General features: G+C 47.6%; 16 protein-coding genes, 1 tRNA gene, 1 pseudogene and 1 riboswitch. Of the genes and pseudogenes, 7 read left to right on the forward strand and 11 right to left on the reverse strand.

What is annotated here, in order from left to right; translation table 11 throughout:
- Positions 1–4: 4 nt before the first annotated feature.
- The 5 genes from NZD89_RS04340 to NZD89_RS04355 form a co-directional block, all read right to left on the reverse strand.
- On the reverse strand, positions 5–1,366 hold the full coding sequence (locus NZD89_RS04340) for an IS4 family transposase (RefSeq protein ID WP_268004608.1): 1,362 nt from the start codon (positions 1,364–1,366) through the stop codon (positions 5–7).
- A 134-nt stretch (positions 1,367–1,500) separates the two neighbouring features.
- On the reverse strand, positions 1,501–1,998 hold the full coding sequence (locus tag NZD89_RS29450; protein WP_369125234.1) for a metallophosphoesterase family protein: 498 nt from the start codon (positions 1,996–1,998) through the stop codon (positions 1,501–1,503).
- A 504-nt stretch (positions 1,999–2,502) separates the two neighbouring features.
- On the reverse strand, positions 2,503–3,147 hold the full coding sequence (locus NZD89_RS04345; RefSeq protein WP_268006550.1) for a cation diffusion facilitator family transporter: 645 nt from the start codon (positions 3,145–3,147) through the stop codon (positions 2,503–2,505).
- Between the two features lie 246 nt (positions 3,148–3,393).
- Positions 3,394–3,774 (reverse strand): ArsR/SmtB family transcription factor, encoded by a 381-nt coding sequence (locus NZD89_RS04350; protein ID WP_268006551.1) that lies wholly within the window; start codon positions 3,772–3,774, stop codon positions 3,394–3,396.
- Positions 3,775–4,154: 380 nt separating this feature from the next.
- Entirely contained in the window at positions 4,155–4,568 is a 414-nt protein-coding gene (locus NZD89_RS04355; RefSeq protein ID WP_268006553.1) for a YfmQ family protein, read from the reverse strand.
- A 738-nt stretch (positions 4,569–5,306) separates the two neighbouring features.
- Between NZD89_RS04355 and NZD89_RS04360 the strand changes: the two genes are divergently transcribed.
- On the forward strand, positions 5,307–7,040 hold the full coding sequence (locus NZD89_RS04360) for an ABC transporter substrate-binding protein (RefSeq protein ID WP_268006554.1): 1,734 nt from the start codon (positions 5,307–5,309) through the stop codon (positions 7,038–7,040).
- 172 nt (positions 7,041–7,212) lie between these two features.
- Positions 7,213–7,297: riboswitch (cyclic di-GMP riboswitch) on the forward strand.
- Positions 7,298–8,065: 768 nt separating this feature from the next.
- A complete protein-coding gene (locus tag NZD89_RS04365) occupies positions 8,066–8,437 on the forward strand; it encodes a methyl-accepting chemotaxis protein (RefSeq protein ID WP_268006555.1) in 372 nt (123 codons plus the stop codon).
- 226 nt (positions 8,438–8,663) lie between these two features.
- Here NZD89_RS04365 and NZD89_RS04370 read toward each other — a convergent pair whose 3' ends face one another.
- Both NZD89_RS04370 and NZD89_RS04375 read right to left on the reverse strand, forming a co-directional pair.
- Positions 8,664–8,813, reverse strand: coding sequence for a hypothetical protein (locus NZD89_RS04370; RefSeq protein WP_268006556.1), 150 nt, complete (start codon positions 8,811–8,813; stop codon positions 8,664–8,666).
- A 417-nt stretch (positions 8,814–9,230) separates the two neighbouring features.
- Positions 9,231–9,506, reverse strand: a complete 276-nt coding sequence (locus tag NZD89_RS04375; protein ID WP_268006557.1) for a YggT family protein — start codon at positions 9,504–9,506, stop codon at positions 9,231–9,233.
- Positions 9,507–9,726: 220 nt separating this feature from the next.
- On the opposite strand from NZD89_RS04375, the gene NZD89_RS04380 reads away from it, so the two are divergent.
- Together NZD89_RS04380 and NZD89_RS04385 are read left to right on the forward strand one after the other, a co-directional pair.
- Positions 9,727–9,800, forward strand: a tRNA-Gly gene (locus NZD89_RS04380).
- Positions 9,801–10,002: 202 nt separating this feature from the next.
- Positions 10,003–11,166 (forward strand): TDT family transporter, encoded by a 1,164-nt coding sequence (locus NZD89_RS04385; RefSeq protein WP_268006558.1) that lies wholly within the window; start codon positions 10,003–10,005, stop codon positions 11,164–11,166.
- A 137-nt stretch (positions 11,167–11,303) separates the two neighbouring features.
- Here NZD89_RS04385 and NZD89_RS04390 read toward each other — a convergent pair whose 3' ends face one another.
- The 4 genes and pseudogenes from NZD89_RS04390 to NZD89_RS04405 all read right to left on the reverse strand — a co-directional run.
- Positions 11,304–12,206: a LysR family transcriptional regulator gene (locus tag NZD89_RS04390; RefSeq protein WP_268006559.1), complete on the reverse strand. Its 903-nt coding sequence runs from the start codon at positions 12,204–12,206 to the stop codon at positions 11,304–11,306.
- 129 nt (positions 12,207–12,335) lie between these two features.
- On the reverse strand, positions 12,336–13,277 hold the full coding sequence (locus tag NZD89_RS04395) for an ArsR/SmtB family transcription factor (RefSeq protein ID WP_268006560.1): 942 nt from the start codon (positions 13,275–13,277) through the stop codon (positions 12,336–12,338).
- A 315-nt stretch (positions 13,278–13,592) separates the two neighbouring features.
- Positions 13,593–14,627: an SPL family radical SAM protein gene (locus NZD89_RS04400; RefSeq protein ID WP_268006561.1), complete on the reverse strand. Its 1,035-nt coding sequence runs from the start codon at positions 14,625–14,627 to the stop codon at positions 13,593–13,595.
- A 335-nt stretch (positions 14,628–14,962) separates the two neighbouring features.
- Positions 14,963–15,331 (reverse strand): annotated as a pseudogene (locus tag NZD89_RS04405) (aldehyde dehydrogenase family protein); the annotation flags it as partial.
- 400 nt (positions 15,332–15,731) lie between these two features.
- Between NZD89_RS04405 and NZD89_RS04410 the strand changes: the two are divergent.
- From NZD89_RS04410 to NZD89_RS04420, 3 genes are read left to right on the forward strand one after another with little or no spacing between them, the layout of a single operon-like run.
- Complete coding sequence (locus tag NZD89_RS04410) at positions 15,732–16,901, forward strand: Gfo/Idh/MocA family protein (protein WP_268006562.1); 1,170 nt, start codon at positions 15,732–15,734, stop codon at positions 16,899–16,901.
- 21 nt (positions 16,902–16,922) lie between these two features.
- The gene (locus NZD89_RS04415) at positions 16,923–17,894 is read left to right on the forward strand and encodes a sugar phosphate isomerase/epimerase family protein (RefSeq protein ID WP_268006563.1); all 972 of its coding nucleotides are present in this window, start codon (positions 16,923–16,925) and stop codon (positions 17,892–17,894) included.
- Between the two features lie 46 nt (positions 17,895–17,940).
- Complete coding sequence (locus NZD89_RS04420; RefSeq protein ID WP_268006564.1) at positions 17,941–18,771, forward strand: sugar phosphate isomerase/epimerase family protein; 831 nt, start codon at positions 17,941–17,943, stop codon at positions 18,769–18,771.
- Positions 18,772–18,867: the final 96 nt, after the last annotated feature.

An 18,867-nucleotide genomic window follows, 5' to 3' on the forward strand; every position in this document is an offset into this window, starting at 1 on the left:
ACACTCAACTTTCGCAGGCCAAAACAGGGAGATATGCCTTGATATAGCTGGGTAAACCGTCGATCCACCGCTGTAGTTGACTGCGAATCAGTTTCGAGAGTCGTTTGCCTGCCTTCTTGGAAACATCATTTACAAGTTCAACCAATTGGCTCAATGCGATGGCCCAGTCCAGTTCGCTCACTTCGTCGCAGAGCATTAGAAATAGATTCCCCAATGTACGGTTGTCCGTGCTCTGGCGGTGCTGCCAAGCTAACAGAATATACCGTGAAAAGACAATCGTCGTGTGGCTGATGAGCATGTCATAGGAACGTCCTTGAAACTCTTTCTGCAGACGCAGTAATGATTTTGTGCATTTGAAGAACACTTCAATGTCCCATCGAATGCCGTAAATCTGTACGATTTTCTCGACCGTCAGCGTCGTATCTGTAGACAGGATAGCCAGCCATTCCTTCTTGTTGGTTCGGTGACGAACGAACACCATTTTGATCGGGATGCCTGGGCGCAGTTGAGTATGTATGGACCTTAAGATTCCTTTCTTCGTACTTTGAACGGGCGTAGCAGCGTAGTACAGCTCTTGCAAGGACAGGCACCGTCCGTCGAGTAAATATCGTTTGTTGTCCGCCTTGACCATTCCGATGACGTCCAGTCCCCTATCCAGCACGGCTTGAATCAACGGAGCGTGCGTGAACCAACTGTCCATCAATACGTACGAGGCATTCATTCCAGCAGACAGAGCACGGTCAATCATGGCAGGGATGATATCTGGGGCCGGGAGAAGTGATTCCATTCTGCGTTTGTATCCGTGAGTGCGTTTATCAATCGATTGACCCAAGCCTTGAATCTGCGACTTGACGGAACTGAGGAGAGAAAAGTCCACTGGGACGAATGTATGACCGTCAGACCAGCCTAACGTCAACATACGAAATCCCTTGTAGTAGCAATTCCGTGCATGGTCTTTGAATCGAGCCAAGAGTTCCACGCACTTACTCCTGTTCCGCTCATACATGGAGTCATCGACAACGAATACGCTGACACGCTTGTCAGATGTTAACGAACTGGTTTTGTTCACGGCCTCCACACTGAGCAATAGGAGAAAGCGTCGCCATGCAAATCCGGCATGATTGAGAAAACGGTACACAGCATCCTTGCCAGGATATGATTCTGACTTTGCGCTATCAAGAAATTGAAACCAGTTTCGATGATGGAAGATGAGCACAAACACAAGCTGGAATAGGTAGGAACACGCAACCCCAAACCTCTTGGTGATGCCAGCATTACGCAGATGCTTAAGGACCTTTAGTTCTTGAAAGGCAGGACGAATTTCGACAGGCAATTGATTGTTGTTTTCCGTCTCATAACCTATCATATAGGAGAGCACCTCTTCCGGTATGGTAGTGTTTGGTCGCATTTACTATACCAAAGGAAGTGGTGCTTTTGATTTGTCAACGCTAATATTCTAATCCGTTCAAGTCTTTACGCCACAAGGGCTAGCTACACATTTCACTCTGCGAAAGTTGAGTTAAACAGTTCAATGCATGCCTGTTCCGTAACCCCATTCGGAAATGTTCTGGGACTAAACACTCCGTTTTGTTTATACAGAGCTGAAGAGAATTCATGATTTCCAATAGCGAACAAGGTGTTTGTAGGATGAGGAATTTTATTTAAGATGTCTCTTACTCTTGCATAGTCCGACTGAGAACCGGTTGTGGTGCAGTCACCGTCTATCACTAATGCATCTTGGTGTGGATTAATATCATAAATATCTGTTAGTGCGCTCAGCAACCTGTGATCCGCTATGCGATCATGGTACGTAGTTCCCGAGTTACTTTTTCCTTCCCGTAAATGAATATCACTAATTACAGAAAAGCTTAACTTTGGATGGGAATTGAATGCCTCGTGCTCGATTATAGGAGCATTTACTCTCGTCGTAAAAAACGAAAAGCACATCCCTACCGTACAAAATGAAATCCACAGAGTCTTACCTAGTCTCACCCTCATCCCCCTTTGGCACGTCAATCACCACAAGTTATGTTGAAGGTAATCCCATGTACGCGATTACATTACCCATTTACCCGTCTCCTATACAAAATGGAGTAATTCTTAAGCTAAGCTCTGCCCTTTTTTGTTAAATTGTCTACACGGCTTTTGAACTTTTCTAATATTTCCTTCCCCTAATTGGACACGGTCTTCATCGGGAATTATTTTTCCGATGTACACAACATCAAACCACGTTTAATCATGTAAAAGTATTGCGAGTGACTTCGGACTACATATAAGACAATCAGTTCATCTGCACGACTTGCAGTTATTTGTGACCATCTAACTGAACTAAAGGGCATTTATGCACAAACACTCTTACATAATCATAGGTGAAGGTGGTACAAGAATCTCCGTGTTTTGGCGATGTAACTAGCTAAAAGTAGTCCTTCTTGCAAATACACAGGAAGTGACAGGGGGTGTATAGTTAAAGGGCGTCGTTGACGCCCTTAACGTACCGAAACCTCAATGACAACATCCGCACGCATCCTCTTTACCGCGAGCCTCTTGAACTGCTTCCCATCCTTCTTTAACAACGAAATATACGAGTGCCAATGCGGCAATGGAGTCAATCCACCACCAACCGAGAAGGGCAATTATAACGACTCCTGCAAGAACTGTCCACGCCATATATGCACACACGATACTGCACGAACCGTCGGCACGAAGTGCCTTACTGTCAATATCCGAACCGATTCGTTTCTTCGCCCGTGACAGATACGGCATAATGATGCCTGAAGCAATAGCTAAACCAATTCCTATATAGGTTGAGTCTGCTCCTTGGTGGGTGATGAGCTTGTCGAGCGAAGCTATTACGATATACACAGCTAGCAGGAACAGCGCAATTCCAACCACCCACGAAGACGTTTTCTCCGCCTTCTTCACACGAGCCAAACTTGCTCCGCGCACTTCAATGGTTAATCGCCAGAGTAAAACTCCAGCCGCAATGAGTTCGATAATACTGTCAGCACCAAACGCGACCAACGATAATGAATGTGCGATGATACCCGAACTGATCGCCACTGCTGCTTCAATCACCATCCAAATAATCGATATGATTTCAATGTTGACGCCTTTTTTCACGGACACTTTGTGTGCCATTGTCGTCATCATACAACACCCTTTATTTTAATGATGATGATCTTAGAGCCCATCGTGCTTACAAAGAATGGACTCATCGTGCAGATGTGTAGGGTCTTCGGTCTGTCACATGACCAATCCCAAAATGAACCAGTTTGTGTTCCACATCCCGCAACAATTTCTGAGTAGCTTCCACTGTCATTTTCCTTGCTGGTGCATGGGAATGAAATACATCTGCATGGTCATGGCCATGGTCGTGATCGTGGTGGTGTTTGCTCATTCTTTATCTCCTGTTTCATCGTTTACATGAGACGAGTGGTCAATTGCCATTTGTAGCAGGCCCATGGTGTGTGCGTCATCGTGACGATAATAAATCGTGTTTCCATCACGACGGTTTTTCACTAACCGCAAAGCTTTTAAATACCGCAATTGATGAGATACTGCAGATTGGGTCATTCCAAGTACCTTTGCGAGGTCACATACGCACAATTCGCGTTTGGATAAGTTGTATAGAATGCGAATGCGTGTCGGGTCAGCAAGTGCTTTGAAGGTCTCAGACAGACTTTCGACAACAGCCTCATTCAGTTGTACCGTGCATTCGTTTACCGCGTCTTCATGAACAATGTCACAACAAGTTTCTTGGTTTATATCCAACATAATCTGTCCTCCTATTTGAGCAATTACTCATATAGTCATTATATACACCAGAAGAAAGAACGTTCTTCTTTATTTCCGAAAATGGTTCAACATGTTCCTGATGGTCGGTATACGACTTGATTTTTTATGATCACATCTCAACCAGCAGTTTAGGAATACATCATCAGAAAAAGGGAGACGGAGTGCATATAATTGTCTGCTCCCGTCTCCATCATTTTTTGAGTCAATAAAATGTACAACATTATATTCGGTTTGATATGTTTATTGACTCAGTGACCAATATATACTAGTTCAATAAAACGAAAGGTGGCCTGTTTCAAAGAGCTGATGTCCTAAAATGCATCCTACACAGATGAATTTCCATCGCCGAGTCGGGCAAGTCAGCTTACAAATCTCTTTAAAAATGCTTCGAGTGCGTAAGATTTCAATCGATATGCTGTAGACCTTTTATTTTTGTATTTTACAGCCTGAACCATACCGTCACCGTACAGGAAAAAGTCGTATACATATGTCACTTTTCCTTGAACGACTTTAATTGAAATCGGATGAGTGCTTAACTGGGGATTAAATCCGAATTCGTATAAGAAGTTTGCTTCGTTAAACGCTTTAACAAATTGGACCACTGCCTCGGTAGATACGGGCTGACCGCCGATGGTAACGTTCGAAATAGCATCTACGCGGAGATTCGGGTGCAGCTCGAACTGATTAAAAAATTTGTTTGCCCAAGCTGTGGGTGGACTTAAGAAAAATGCAAGGATGATAACCAAAGCCATACCAATGATCCAGAATATCATGTTGCACCTCGTTTCATATCGCGATCCGTAGACCAGTGTATGTGATTGGCGAGCTTAAAACAAGTATGTAATATACACCTTTAAAGGGTTCGATTCATAGGTGTGTTTTGTCTCTTCCTCGCGATACCTCACCAGCCACAGGCGGAAATTGGCAGGGACTAACTCTTGTTCCAGAGTAGTGTCAACTTGTGGTGTCGAACATCTCCGAACCATGTAACAGAGATCATATCACTTATCCACAGTTCGACAACTGTTTAAGCACCAAGAACATCCCCACTACATATGACTTTCTCACAATATCCACAGAATCTGTGTGCATAAGTGGATAAGTTACCCACAGAAATCACGGCCTCCGGTTTCTATTCAGTCGACAGGCTACTTCGACAATCCGATTTACAGCCGCACTCCCTGAGTTGAACACCTTATCAAACGAATCGGCACCACCTGCAGCCGAGATGTTCATTCATCGTATTAGGATGGAACGTATTTGATAGTTGAGGTGAACCTAATGGCGAATAATGATCTAGAATATGTAATTTAATTGAATGCGTATAATTTTGATATTGTTTTGAAAATAAGAAAATACCATGTATCTAGCATTTCCCTTGTTATTAGCCGTCATTTGCAGTGACGGTGCTTTTTTAAATTCACTAAATTTTAATTCTAAATGGTATTAATTCTTATTATGTAAAATATAAGAATTAATTATAAAAAAAGTCGTAGAAATGGGGAAATTGTGTGAGAGAAGCTTGGAAACGTGGTATGGCTACTGTTGTGAGTGTTGGAATGCTTTCTGCCCTGATCGCTGGCTGTGGTACAAATAGTACCGCCACATCAACAGACAATACTTCCTCAAACGGGGCGTCTTCTAGTTCAAAACCTGTTGAGGGTGGTTCGATTACCCTCGATATGACTCAAGCAGTTCCGGATTTAGATCCGGCCGTTGAATATGACACCGTATCAGAAGATATCGGTTCACAGGTATACCAACAATTGGTAACCTATTCAAAAAACACAAATAACATTACAGGTGAGTTGGCACAAAGCTGGGATGTATCACCTGATGGAAAGACTTATACTTTTCATTTGCGCAAAGGAATTACATTTTCGAACGGCGACCCACTCACTTCTCAGGATTTTGTTTTTGAATTGGAGCGAGTCTTGGATAAAAATATGCAACCAAAGCCGTCTCCTGGTAATCAGTTTTTCTTTGACATCGCCGGCGCTCAAGCTTATTACAATGGGCAAGCGAAGAGCATTAGTGGTATAACTACACCCGATAAAGATACATTAGTTATCCATTTGGTTAAGCCAGAGCAGTTTTTCCTGAAAATCATGGCGATGTCATTTGCCTCTGCAGTTGATCCTGCCTTTGTAAAGAAGGTCGGTAATGCAGCTATGGATACAACACAGGCAATGGGGACTGGCCCGTTTGAGATCAAAACAATTAATCAAAACCAAGTCGTTCTGGTTAAGAACCCACACTATTGGCAGAAAGATTCATCGGGAAATCAATTACCTTATTTAAATCAAGTGACGATCAACGTCAATAACAACAGTGAAGTTGATGCATTGCACTGGGAGCAAGGACAAACCGCCTTCATGAGTCCATGGTTGATCGGTGGGGATGGCATTCCTTCTTCGGCTTATCCTACGATTATGAACTCACCAAAGTATAAGAGTGATGTAATGACGCAGCCAATGAACTCTATTGAGTACGTCGGATTGAATATGAAGCCGACGCTCAACGGTAAAGCCAATCCATTAAGTAACCTAAAGGTCCGACAAGCAATTGAGTATGCTTTCCAAGACAGTCAAATCATAAAAATCAACAATGGCGCTGTTAGGCCGTTGAACCAACCGCTACCGAATACTTTGGAGGGGTATGTTTCACAATTGGAGCCGAGTGCCCAGTATTCGTACAATATAACGAAGGCGAAACAACTGCTTAAAGAAGCCGGGTATTCAAATGGATTGACGCTTGATATGTGGAATGAAAATACGGATAGTGCCAAAAAAGAGGACCAGGCATTCCAAGCGATGATGAAACAAATTGGGATTACCGTGAACTTGCATGAAGTTACCTGGAAAGACTTCCTGACGAAGGCGATGTCGGGTACCGCACAAATGTATGAGAGTGGTTGGGAACAAGATTTTCCTGATGCATCAGACTTCTTGAACACCCTGTTTAATTCAGATCAGATTGCAGCAGGTAACAACATGAACAACTATTCCAACCCGCAAGTTGACCAATGGTTGAACCAAGCGGAATATTCAACTGACCAACAACAAAGAGACCAACTTTATGGTCAAGTTATCAACAAGGTTATGTCCGATGCGGCATGGGTTCCGTATTACCAATATGTCGGTTACTTCTGTGTTCAACCTTGGGTTCATGGTTTAATGACGAGTGATATTTTGGAAGACCAACTCGAGTACATTTGGATTGACCAAAGTCACAGCAGTAACTAATCGTCTATCCAGTGAGGCGTAGCATTGGGCTACGCCTCTTTTACGTGTTCGCGCGTGCGCAAAAAGTTTTGCCGATGTATTACGCGAACTAGAGAGAGCGTACCCTGGTCGAGGGATACACTAATGCGGACTATCCGCGTTTGCCGTTTTATTGTTTTTAATAAGATGTTATATTGTTCCATGGCAAACCATCAGAAATGTTGGGACGCAAAGCCACGGGTCTAAGGACTTCGGTCTATGATCGCCGGGTTACCACCGATGAGGTGATCTGTATGTCGGAACTAAAAAAGTGTCGTAAATGTAACGAATCGTACCCTGCAACAAACGAGTATTTTCATGTTCAATATGGGCGAATCACGAGTACGTGTCGAGGTTGTCGCCGTGAATATGAGAAACAGTATCGAAATTACCTACGCAATGGCGGAGACAGCCCAGCTCATCGCAAAAACTTGACTCGAGAATCTGTTGGTTTGTTGGTTTTGAAGGTCGTACAAGACATGAGAAATCAGCGTGATTCCAGAACTTAATACTCTCGCTGCACGATAAGCTGCAACCGCATCTGGTGAAGAGAAGGATGCGGTTTTTTGTCTTCTACCATGGGGAAATTATCCGGTGCTTATCCACAGGGCGGACATACATCAAATGATAAAGTGACCCTAATCTTCGGGGGCTTTGCCACATTATCCACAGACGACTTGTGGGTAAGTGGATAAAGTTATCCCCAAGCCTCGAATGCAGGCATTCGCCGGACATCTCATTGTTTGATAGCAATCACACGAGAACAGCTGAAATTGTGTGTCGGATGCCGAGGCCCCAGTACCATGCATGTTGGGGAAGTCATTCGGGGGTGATCATCCGGCGTAGGTGGGCTGCACACCGCTTATCATTTCATTTTGGAGATTGGGACGTGAAAGAGAAAAATAAGTCCTAGAATGATGAAGACAGACATACCGTATGCCAACAGAGGTTTTCTGTAATGTAGACGTATCAATCCCTTCACAGAGCCTTGCCATTGGTGTGCTAGCATGGTGCGTGCGAAAAATCAGCTTTTTGGGGGGACCAATGAGCAAGGTGGCGTTGGACATGACAGTCAAAAAGAAAACGGGAGATACCCTATTGCGGGCATCCAAGAGGTCTCCAAACTGATTTCATCTTTTGCAAATCAGAGTCGCTTGCTGACGTTAAATGCGCACATCGAGTCTGCGAGAAGTGGGGAAGTCGGCCGAGGTTTCGCAGTGATTGCGAAAGAGATAGGCAAATTGTCAGATATGACCAAGCGACGAGCTGCGGACGTCCAAAGTAAAGTCCAGGAAATCGTCGCTCACATTGCTGCTCTCGTGGCGTTAAACCAAGAGACGCAGTACTCAACCAGTCCAGCTCGGAATTGGTCGATGTAGCACTGGACGTCTTTCAGCACTTGTTCACATCCGTTTCGTTACAGACGAATAACGTGGAGAGCATTCGCGCACATGCGGAAGAAGCGCGGCTCGAGTCGGCTGTAGTGGAAAGTTCCCTAGATCAAGTGATTCAGCTTTAAGTACGATAGCTGTTCGGTCATCTTCCGGAGCGGGAAATGTACGCGAAGAAACTGCGCCCAACGACGAGTATCTGGAGGGCGCAGTTTTAATGGTCGATTTTCCGTAGAAGAATCAACATGAGCAATCCAAAAAACACCTCATACAACAAGAAGAGCGGGTGCCCTGTTAGCAAAAAGAAGAAAGCCAAAACGGTACAGATGATGATCTGAACGGAGAGGGCAGTTTTGTTTAACATTCTGAACACCACCGATATGATGTGATCAAGATCGAACGACTTATCCACAGACTCGTATCTCTATATCATCAGAATATCCAAAATCATGTGTATAGTTATACACATATACACAAAAACAATGTGCATAAATACGAGTTATCCCCAGGATCCCATTTGTCTCACCGGAATTCGTGGAGAAATGGTGCGTAATTCGGTTGACGCCAGCGGATTTTCACTGCGCAGTGAAGGCGCGGAACCGGAACGTTGCACGTGTTTGTGAACGGTTATCATAGCGGTAGTGTGGCGGTCTGAGGTAGAGGGACTACGCGTGATTCGAATGGTGGTTGGTCATCTCAAATCTGTCAGGGGCGTTGTGATTCGTCAGGGGCCGTGTGGCCCCATGAACATTTAGCTTCGCAGTTATACCACAGATAGGCTTTATCTATTTAAAATCAAGGGAAGAATTCTGCCGAACACAATACTCTCGATAATCCGATAGACAAAAAACGCAACGATAGGAGACAGGTCGATCCCGCCTAGCGGGGGGATAAACCGACGGAATATTGAAAAGTAAGGGTCGACGAATTTTCCGAGGAACCTGCCGAATTGGGAGTACCGTAGATTCGGTATCCAAGACATGAGGATCCAAGCGATCATCATGTACGAGTAAATTTGAAACAAGTAGCTCAATATCGTATAAATCGCTAAGGTCATGGTGGACTTCCTTCCTTGTCGTGCTCGTTATTTCATTTGATTGTAGCCCCTGTACTAATCTATTTACAGGGTTTCCAAACAGTTATTGAATTGAACTTCCGTTTACCTGATGGAACGTATATAATTGTGTTAGCTGATTTGCTAGAGGGGTTCTACCTCGATGTACCAAAGGTTGACATTTGGTGCGGTGCTTTGTATAGTATGATGGTAACTACAATGTGCGGGTGTAGTTCAATGGTAGAACTTCAGCCTTCCAAGCTGATAGCGTGGGTTCGATTCCCATCACCCGCTCCAAATTGTAAAAAGCAGCATCCTGAATGAAGGATGTTGCTTTTTTGTTATAGGCCCATCTGCTGTCAGGTACAGGCGTGGTCAGGACACCCCACACACGGCCACCTCCTCGCACCACAGCGCGCATATTGTATTATAATTTAATATTATCGTTAATATAAAAACAATCGATTTTACTTACCGGAACGAGGGGGATATGATTCGGATGTCGATTCATTTCGGAAGAGGTGATACCGTGTATCTGGCCAAACAGTTTGGTCCAAATTGGTTTACGACGGTAATGGGCATCGGAATCGTGGCGGCTTTGACCTACTCCTCCCCATTTCGGTTTTCATCCCAACACGCCATTGGAATCGCCATCTTTTTTGGTTTGAACACCTTGTTCATTGTCGCGATCACGCTTTGGACGTCGCGCTGGATATTGTTCCCCAACGAGGCATTAGAGGACTTTCGCCATCCGGAGCGCGCCCTGTTTTACGGTGCTCTAGCCATGGGGGTCAACGTGGTTGGGAATGATTGGTTCGTCATCGGGTCACACGTGTTCCAGCCATCTCTGGTCATTGACGTGAGTAAAACGGTTTGGGTCGTCGGTGCGATTTTATCCGTGTTGACTGCCGTCGTCGTGCCGTATCTCTTGTTTACAGAGCACCAAGTGACGACGAAGGATACGTTGGCCAGTTGGCTAATCCCTGTCGTCCCGCCGATTGTCGCGGCGGCGACGGGATCGAATCTGATCCCTTACTGGGGCGGTGCGCAAGTGCAGTTTTGCATTACGGCGGTCATCCTGGCGATGTTTGGGATGACATTCTTTCTATTCATCATGGTGAGTACGCTCTTCTATGCCCGGCTCGTCTATCACCGACGCCTGGGTGGCGCGGTGGTACCCAGCTTATGGGTGGAAATTGGTCCGATTGGCATGTCGATGGCGACACTCGCCACGTTGCCGACGCAGACGCGTGCAATACTTCCACAGTATTCGCATCTGCTAGAGGGGCTTGCAACCGTAACCTCCATGGCTCTATGGGGCGTCGGTATTTGGTGGATCGTCATAGCGGCGATGCACACCATGTTTCATCTCAGGAAACGTGGGAACGGAATCCCGTTTAACATGGGATGGTGGAGTTATGTGTTCCCGATTGGCAGCTTCACGAGTGGTACTTACGCGTTAGGGCATTTACTCCGATACGACTTTTTTGTCATTGCTGGATTCGTGCAGTTGCTGATTCTTTGGGGCTGTTTTGCAATTGTGTTGGCACGCACAATCGGTGGGGTTCTAGACGGCTCGCTGATTCAGTGGAAAGAACCCGCTGGCGCTTTCTTGCAGAATGAACACGAGGAACATACTGACCTCCATCACGCGCGCGGGTAAGCGCCACCTGCCCAGCGCGGAGATGGAAGCGATTCTCATGTCCGCGGAATACGAGAGGGCAAGCGTGTCACTCGATGCGAGAGCCCGTGGAGGGGATGTGTTCAACGTGCGGTGTGAAGCCGTCACACACCGAGCTTTTACCCTGGCATCGAAGTCGATTCGGCGGATGCCGTACAGATGAACTCATAGAAGAGGTTCATGGCTTTTGTCGCAAATTCGGATTGACGTGTAATGATGGAAAAATCCCTCGTAATCTTCGCATTTGGCAAGCGGGCGATGTGCAACGTCCCAAGTTCTCGTTCCTTTCGGATGGTACTCACGGATAGCAGTGCAATGCCAAGCCCGGCTTCCACGGCCTCTTTGATCACTTGTGTACTGCCGAATTCCATTTTCGAGGCCGGGTCGATGTGGTGCAAAGACAAGGCGACGTCTGTAATTTCGCGGGTACCTGACCCGTGTTCCCGAACAATCCAGGTTTGCTTCTCCAAGTCTTCAATTCGGACTTCGCTCTTCGTCGCGAGCGGATGGTGTGCAGACATAATAATGACCAACTCGTCACTCGCGAACTTTTTCACTTGAATGTGATCCAGCGAGACATTCCCTTCCACGATCCCGATATCGAGTTCCCCACTCGCGACACGCGCCTCAATATCGTGTGTATTTGCGATGATCACGGAGGGGGTCACCCTCGGAAACTTCGCGCGAAAGCGCGCGAGTGTGTGCGGCAGGATGTACTCGCCGTACGTATAGCTCGAGCCAATCGCGAGCGGGCCACTATTGTCCCGCAGGAGATCGTCGGTCAGTTGCTCCATTTCAGCGTATAGCGTCATGATTTGCTTGCCGTAGTGAAGCACAATCTCTCCAGCTTTGGTCAGTTGAACTGATTTATTGGTCCGGTCAAACAGCTTCGCGTTCAGTGACGACTCTAAATTGACGATGTTCTGGCTCACCGCTGGCTGGGAGACGTGGAGAGCTTCTGCCGCTCGAGAAAAGCTAAGGTGTTCAGCCACTTTCAGAAACACAAGCAGCTGTTGATCCATTTTAAAGCACCTCGATTTTTAAATGATGTTACAGAAGGCGTGCGTGGCCGACGACGGATCACCACAAACCGCACGTTCTGCTGCAGATCTGGGGATTGCATTGAAACTATAGAAAAGCGACAAAGTGACTCAATCGCATTCCAGTCGCATGAGGATGTCCGTCGCGTAGTTGCCGAACTTGCGGCCGAAAATGTTCACGCCGCCGACGTTTTCCGCGTCTGCTTTGACCCCGATGCGCACCGCGATGTAATACTGACCGTCCAGATTTACGTCGGCGATGGTGACGTCGGAAAGTCGCACGCCATCAATAAACGACCCCTGCATATTGATCCGCCAGGTTTTCAGCAACCCAAACTGCGTGTTTTGAACAAGCCACCAGTCGGGCGTGAGTAATCCACGTTCTCCCCCAAAGTCGCCAGGGCTCGTCCACGTCCCAACCTCTTGGTTGTTGATCCACAGCGTGATATCGGACGGCCAATTTGCCCGGTGCAGCGGCGCTTCGGAACAGAGTTCCATTGTCAACTCGAGATTTTTGATGCGCTTACCGTGCGGAGCGCGGTTCGGAAAGCGATACTCGACGTACCCGTGCTTGAACCAAATGAGCTGCGCGTCGGTGCGGTTCGGCTCGGAGAACGCGCGGGGATCGTCAAATTCGCCGATGATGGAATGCTCACTGAGGATGCCGCACGTCGGAGCCACGTCGAAGTCAAAAAAGTTGCCAATCGACATCGGGATGAGGATTTGCGTATCATCCACCTGGGCTTGCGACGGCGTATCGACAATGATCTTCGAATAGACGGCCATACACAGCTTCTGTGTGCCGCGGGTACCTGGAACCAAGTCCGTTTTGATCAGGTTCACCTCTTCGAGCTTCCGCACGTTAATGGCGGCGGTCGATGGAGGAATATCGAAGATCTCGGCGATTTCCGCGACGTTCTTTGGTTCTGTCAAGAGCAGCTTGAAGATGGAGACGCGTAAGTCGGACGATAAAGCCTTCGCGATCTCGACAAAGTCATCCAACGACACAGTCAAAGTCCGTTCTCCAGCGTTTTGGCCTGATTGGATGGGCATCGATCTTCCCTTCTCTCTGAGACAATCGTATCAGCTAGATCAAGTGCGTTCTATCGTCTAGCAGCATTTGAGCACGATAAGAACCGCATCTTTACTAGCCATGTTTGTGAGCATTATACACCGAAACGAACAATATATTTTGTTTGTAACATCAAACGTTGACGCATTTGCGAGCAGATCATAGAATATTTCGCATAATCTATGAACGGTTGGCAAGGGAGAGAGTACGCATGTCTACTTTGCCCAAAGTCAAGAAAATTCGAGACGAGTATCCGCGTCCACAGTTTGCCCGCGTGGTAAACAGTACTGTTCCTCTCAAATTGGCAACGGCAGTTGCACGCCATCGTTTGAACTGTCTGGGGACCCTTCGAACCCAGCTGAGGTATCTGCTCTCTCATGAGTGAGGCCGTAGCGCGGCATAGGGTGACCTGTGGCGCCGGCGGCTAACCCGAACTTGTGCATCACGGCTTTCGCGGACTGCATCAACGGTTGCACATAGGACTGTGGAGCATATGCGCCGCGGTACAACTGCCGGTACTTGGCCGTAAGCTCTGGATAGTGCTGGTCGATGATCCGCAAGAACCACGTTTTGACTTCTGGATTCAGGCGGAGCACGGAAGGGATCACAAACCCCGAATGATATTCCGCCGCCGCGGCGACCACTTCGTGTACCTGCTCACTCGAATCTGTTAAAAACGGAAGAATAGGGGCCATCAAAATGCCCGTTGGCACACCCGCATCGGCCAGTGCCCGCACGGTTTCCAGCCGTTTCATGGGACTAGGTGTGGCAGGCTCGAGATTGCGCCAAACCGCTTTGTCGAGCGTGTTGACACTGATGTTGACGGAGTGGACGTTCATTTGTTGGAGGATGTCGAGATCTCTCAGGATGAGCGGGGAGCGGGTCGTGATGGAAGTCGGCACGTGGTACCGGGCGAGCACCTCTAGACACTTTCGAGTCTCTCGCCGCCTTGCCTCGATGGGCTGATACGGGTCGGTGGCAGTACCGATGTTCAGCAGTCCTAGTTCTTCCGCCAATTTGGCGTAATTTCCCCGGAGCGCCTTCAACTTGCGGGCTAGCTGTGCCTCCAGCACGTCTGCTGCGTTTTCCTTGATAAAGATGTGCTGGCGAAACGAATCATCCGGCGTCATCCCCATATATGTGTGCGTTGTGCGGGCGTAGCAAAAACTGCATCCGTGTGTACAACCGCGGTACGGGTTGAGAGACCAGCGAAAGGGCATCGCAGGGGAGGTGACTTTGTTCATCACCTGCTTCGCCGAAATATTTTCAAACGTCGGTGGCGTTCGCATGACTTCACCCATTTCTCGCGCATTGGCAAAGTATAAGAACATATGTTCGCATTTTGTCTATTGTAAGTCTCGTGGCTCACGAACGCAAGTCGGGCACTAAGGGTTCTCGGTCGTCCGACGACACCCATTCGCGAGGCGCTTAGTCAAATTATTGGTGGAATCTCCAAATAAACACTTGTGAACACACGCGAGGCGAACGCATGAGACGGAACGTGTGCCGTCTCTGCGATTGTCACCTTACTACACAGGCCTCGTTAACCAAGAGCTCTCTTTGGCACTTCTGGAACCTGGATGGCGTTCGGGATGTTCTTGCCTAAGCCAGGCTCAATAGACAAAAATGGTCCCCCTTTGGATCAAGGAGGACCATTTTTGTCGTGTCATTCCGGAATATAAGGTAACTCGAGGTGTTTCGGTGCATTGATCACGTGTGTTTCCGTGTAGCCGAGGAGACCTTCCTCGCCGTATTCACGCCCGACGCCGGACTGCTTCACGCCGCCAAATGGAAAGCGAACGTCAAGTCCTTGGACTGCTGCTGTATTGATCATCGTTGTCCCCGCCTCAATGCGGCGAGCTACTTGAATGGCGTGGTTCTGCTCACCCCAGACAGAACTGGTCAGCCCGTAGATGCTGTTGTTGACGAGTGAGATCCCTTGTTCTTCGTCGTCATACGGCACGATAGGTACAGTCGGTCCGAACTGTTCCTCGACGACGATAGGATCGTCATAACTAGCACCTAATACGAAGGTCAGGTTTCCTTCCCCTCTGCTTCGTGAAACAGAAAGTCGAGGGCGTTCTTGAGCACCGCCGGTATCGCATAGTTGTATTCCCACCAACGAAAACGACCCATCGTTCATCATGAACATTCCTCTTACGATGGCCGCACCGACAGCGTTGACACCTCCACACAGAATGATGAATATGTCCCGATGAAGATCGATATAGACAAACGTATTGCAATCGATTACAATAAGTTTTGTTGAAAGCGTTGTATTTACCGTATTTAACGGTCGTAACTGCAATCGATTGCGAACAATCGACGCTGTTTGAAAACTGGACAGTTGGCGACTGCGGCAGCAATCGCTGGTTATATAGTCATCGTGGTACCGCGTGAAACATGTGTAACCTTTTAGATAGGAGTGGGAATTTGTGCCGAATATAAAGGTTGGCGTAATCGGTACAGGCTTCATTGGCCCCGCACATGTGGAGGCAATCCGTCGATTGGGGTTCGTTGAAGTGGTTGCTATAGCGGGATCTAGTCTGGAATCCGCGCGACGTGCTGCGAATCACTTGAGTATTCCGAAGGCCTATGGAGACTATCGAGATCTTTTACAGGACCCCGAGGTTCAGGTGGTGCATAATTGTACGCCCAATCATCTGCATTACTCGGTAAACCTGGATATCATCAAAGCAGGAAAGCACGTGATGTCCGAAAAGCCACTCGCTGTGTCTCGAACACAGACGCGAACTCTGCTGGAGCAAGCGAGACAAAAGGGCATCGTGCACGGCGTCTGTTTCAATTATCGCCAGTATCCAATGGTGCAACATTTGAAATCTTTAGTGTTGAGTAGGGCACTGGGTGACGTACGTCTTATTCGCGGGAATTATTTGCAGGATTGGCTTTCTTCTGCAATCGATTACAACTGGCGGATCGACCCGAAGCTTGGAGGTCCGGTACGCGCTGTAGGGGATATTGGTTCGCACTGGATGGACACTGTTCAGTACATTACGGGGCAACGCATCACGGAAGTATACGCGGATCTCGTCACAGTCCTACCGGTTCGGAAGAAAAGAAAAACGAAGAGCGACACTTTTTCTCATGGCAGTAAAGTTCAAGAAGATGAATACGAAGATATTCACATTGCGTCCGAGGATTACGGTACCATCCTGTTTCGGTTTAGTGGGGGAGCCACTGGTGTCGTAACCGTGTCCCAAATTACGCCAGGCAGAAAGAACCATCTTTTGTGCGAGATCGATTGTAGTGAGTCTTCAGCATTATGGAACCAGGAGCAGTCAGAGCAACTTTGGATTGGTCATCGGAACAAACCGAATGAGATGGTGATGGCGGACCCAGCTCTCCTTTCCGAACAAGCTCAACCCTTTCTTCACTATCCGGGTGGCCACAATCAAGGATGGCCGGACGGAATGAAAAACTTGATGGCGCAGTTTTATGGGTTTATCGCAAAAAACGGAGATCCACTTAGTGATAGTTTACCGTTTGCATCGTTCGACGATGGGCATGCAAACGCATGCATCCTTGATGCGATTGTGGAGAGTTCTAAAAAACGAGAATGGATTCGTGTTTCATATGACATGTAATCGTAGAGGCGGGATGTCGTCGTGAAACTTGGTGTATTTACAGTACTGTTTCAAAACCTTGCGTTTGAGGACATGCTTGATACCGTGAAGGCCCACGGGCTGGATGCTGTGGAACTAGGAACGGGGAACTTTCCGGGTTCTGCTCATTGTGATCCGGACCTTTTGCTCCACGATAACGCAAAGCTACAAGCGTTTCAGCGGGCACTCGAGTCACGAGGGCTTGTTATTAGCGCCTTAAGTTGTCACGGAAATCCCCTTCACCCGAACCGATCTGAAGCGGAAGAAAGCCACTCGACGTGGCGAAAGACGGTCGAATTGGCCGAACGACTCGGCATCGACACAGTAAACGTGTTTTCCGGCTGTCCCGGGGATTCTGAAGCCTCATTGTACCCCAACTGGGTAACCTGTGCGTGGCCGCCAGATTACCAAGAAATTTTGAATTGGCAGTGGAACGAGAAGTTGATTCCTTACTGGAATGCAGAATCAAGTTTTGCAAACAAGCATGGCGTTACCAAAATTGCATTTGAGATGCACCCGGGATTTATGCTGTACAACCCGGAAACACTTCTTCGGTTGCGAGAGGTTGTCGGTGTACAGATTGGTGCGAATTTTGATCCCAGTCATTTGGTGTGGCAAGGTGTCGATCCTGTGTCGGCGATTCAGCTCCTTGCCAAACACGATGCCATTTTTCACGTCCATGCCAAGGATGTGTATCTCGATGAAAACAGCGTCCGTGTCAATGGAGTTCTGGACACGAAGCCGTACCAAGACATCCTTCATCGGTCTTGGACGTTCCGGAGTGTGGGCTATGGGTTATCCGAAAGCAAATGGAGGGAAATTGTAAGTACGCTGAGAGCTGTAGGTTACGATGGCGTCATCAGCATCGAACACGAGGATGCACTGGCATCTCCACAAGAGGGATTCCGTAAAGCGGTGGATGTATTACAACGTTCCATCTTCCGTGATCCTATCGGAGAGATGTGGTGGGCGTAATCCTTCGGTTTTCATCGGAACTCCAGATTATAGGGGAGGTTACTTTATGAAGTTCGGGTATCAGACTAACACATGGGGCGGTGTCGTCGGCCATCCGGCAGGGGTCACTTCGATTAAAGACTTGTTTTATCTAACCAACGGATCGGATGAGGAAGCTATCGCCGACATTGCTGCGACTGGATACCAAGGGGTTGAACTGTTTGATGGCAACCTTGTTCGCTATGCGGACAATCCAAACCAGTTTGTCGAGCTCTTAGATAAATATCATCAAAATCTGATCGCAGTCTACAGCGGCATCAACTTCATATACAAAGATGCGCTCGAAGACGAGATGTGGAGAATCGAACAGGCGGCGAAACTTGGACAACGATTCGGAGCTCTGCACTTCGTGGTCGGTGGTGGTGCTATTCGAGCCAGTGGTGTTCGAGAAGAGGACTATGTAGCCGTGGCGAAGGGCCTCGACCGTGTGGCTGAGGTTGTAAGTCATTACGGCTTAACGCCGAGTTACCATCCACACTTGGGGACCATTGGGCAAAGCCCGGAACAAATCGATCGGATTTTCGAACACACACAAATCAACTTTTGTCCAGACACTGCACACTTGGTAGCGGGTGGTGCAGATCTGTTGGACATCACAGCTAAGTACATGGACCGGGTCCGTTATGTGCATTTGAAGGACCTTCACAACGGCGAGTTTCTTCCTTTGGGAAAGGGGGACCTGCCGTTCGACGAATTGGCTCAGATGCTTAGACGGAACGGATACGACGGCTGGATTACCGTTGAGCTGGATTACTACAGTGGCCATCCCAAAGATGCGGCACGTATCAGTAAATCGTTTTTAGACGAGATATTTAAAAATACGACTGCGGTGAACTGACAAGATTACATGAAGGGGGAGATGTCAGGAGGATTCGTGCTCCTTGATTTACTCAAATTTTGGCCGTTTATATCGAGAAGTGTATTTTCTGTATAC

It is taken from the genome of Alicyclobacillus fastidiosus (genome assembly GCF_026651875.1).
GTDB classification, from domain to species: Bacteria; Bacillota; Bacilli; order Alicyclobacillales; family Alicyclobacillaceae; genus Alicyclobacillus; species Alicyclobacillus fastidiosus.

Bases quoted from the DNA above. Each gene is read 5' to 3' on its own strand.
- NZD89_RS04340 (WP_268004608.1), bottom strand. From the start codon at position 1,366: ATGATAGGTTATGAGACGGAAAACAACAATCAATTGCCTGTCGAAATT.
- NZD89_RS29450 (WP_369125234.1), bottom strand. From the start codon at position 1,998: ATGAGGGTGAGACTAGGTAAGACTCTGTGGATTTCATTTTGTACGGTA.
- NZD89_RS04345 (WP_268006550.1), bottom strand. From the start codon at position 3,147: ATGACGACAATGGCACACAAAGTGTCCGTGAAAAAAGGCGTCAACATT.
- NZD89_RS04350 (WP_268006551.1), bottom strand. From the start codon at position 3,774: ATGTTGGATATAAACCAAGAAACTTGTTGTGACATTGTTCATGAAGAC.
- NZD89_RS04355 (WP_268006553.1), bottom strand. From the start codon at position 4,568: ATGATATTCTGGATCATTGGTATGGCTTTGGTTATCATCCTTGCATTT.
- NZD89_RS04365 (WP_268006555.1), top strand. From the start codon at position 8,066: ATGGTGCGTGCGAAAAATCAGCTTTTTGGGGGGACCAATGAGCAAGGT.
- NZD89_RS04370 (WP_268006556.1), bottom strand. From the start codon at position 8,813: ATGTTAAACAAAACTGCCCTCTCCGTTCAGATCATCATCTGTACCGTT.
- NZD89_RS04375 (WP_268006557.1), bottom strand. From the start codon at position 9,506: ATGACCTTAGCGATTTATACGATATTGAGCTACTTGTTTCAAATTTAC.
- NZD89_RS04385 (WP_268006558.1), top strand. From the start codon at position 10,003: ATGTCGATTCATTTCGGAAGAGGTGATACCGTGTATCTGGCCAAACAG.
- NZD89_RS04390 (WP_268006559.1), bottom strand. From the start codon at position 12,206: ATGGATCAACAGCTGCTTGTGTTTCTGAAAGTGGCTGAACACCTTAGC.
- NZD89_RS04395 (WP_268006560.1), bottom strand. From the start codon at position 13,277: ATGCCCATCCAATCAGGCCAAAACGCTGGAGAACGGACTTTGACTGTG.
- NZD89_RS04400 (WP_268006561.1), bottom strand. From the start codon at position 14,627: ATGTTCTTATACTTTGCCAATGCGCGAGAAATGGGTGAAGTCATGCGA.
- NZD89_RS04420 (WP_268006564.1), top strand. From the start codon at position 17,941: ATGAAGTTCGGGTATCAGACTAACACATGGGGCGGTGTCGTCGGCCAT.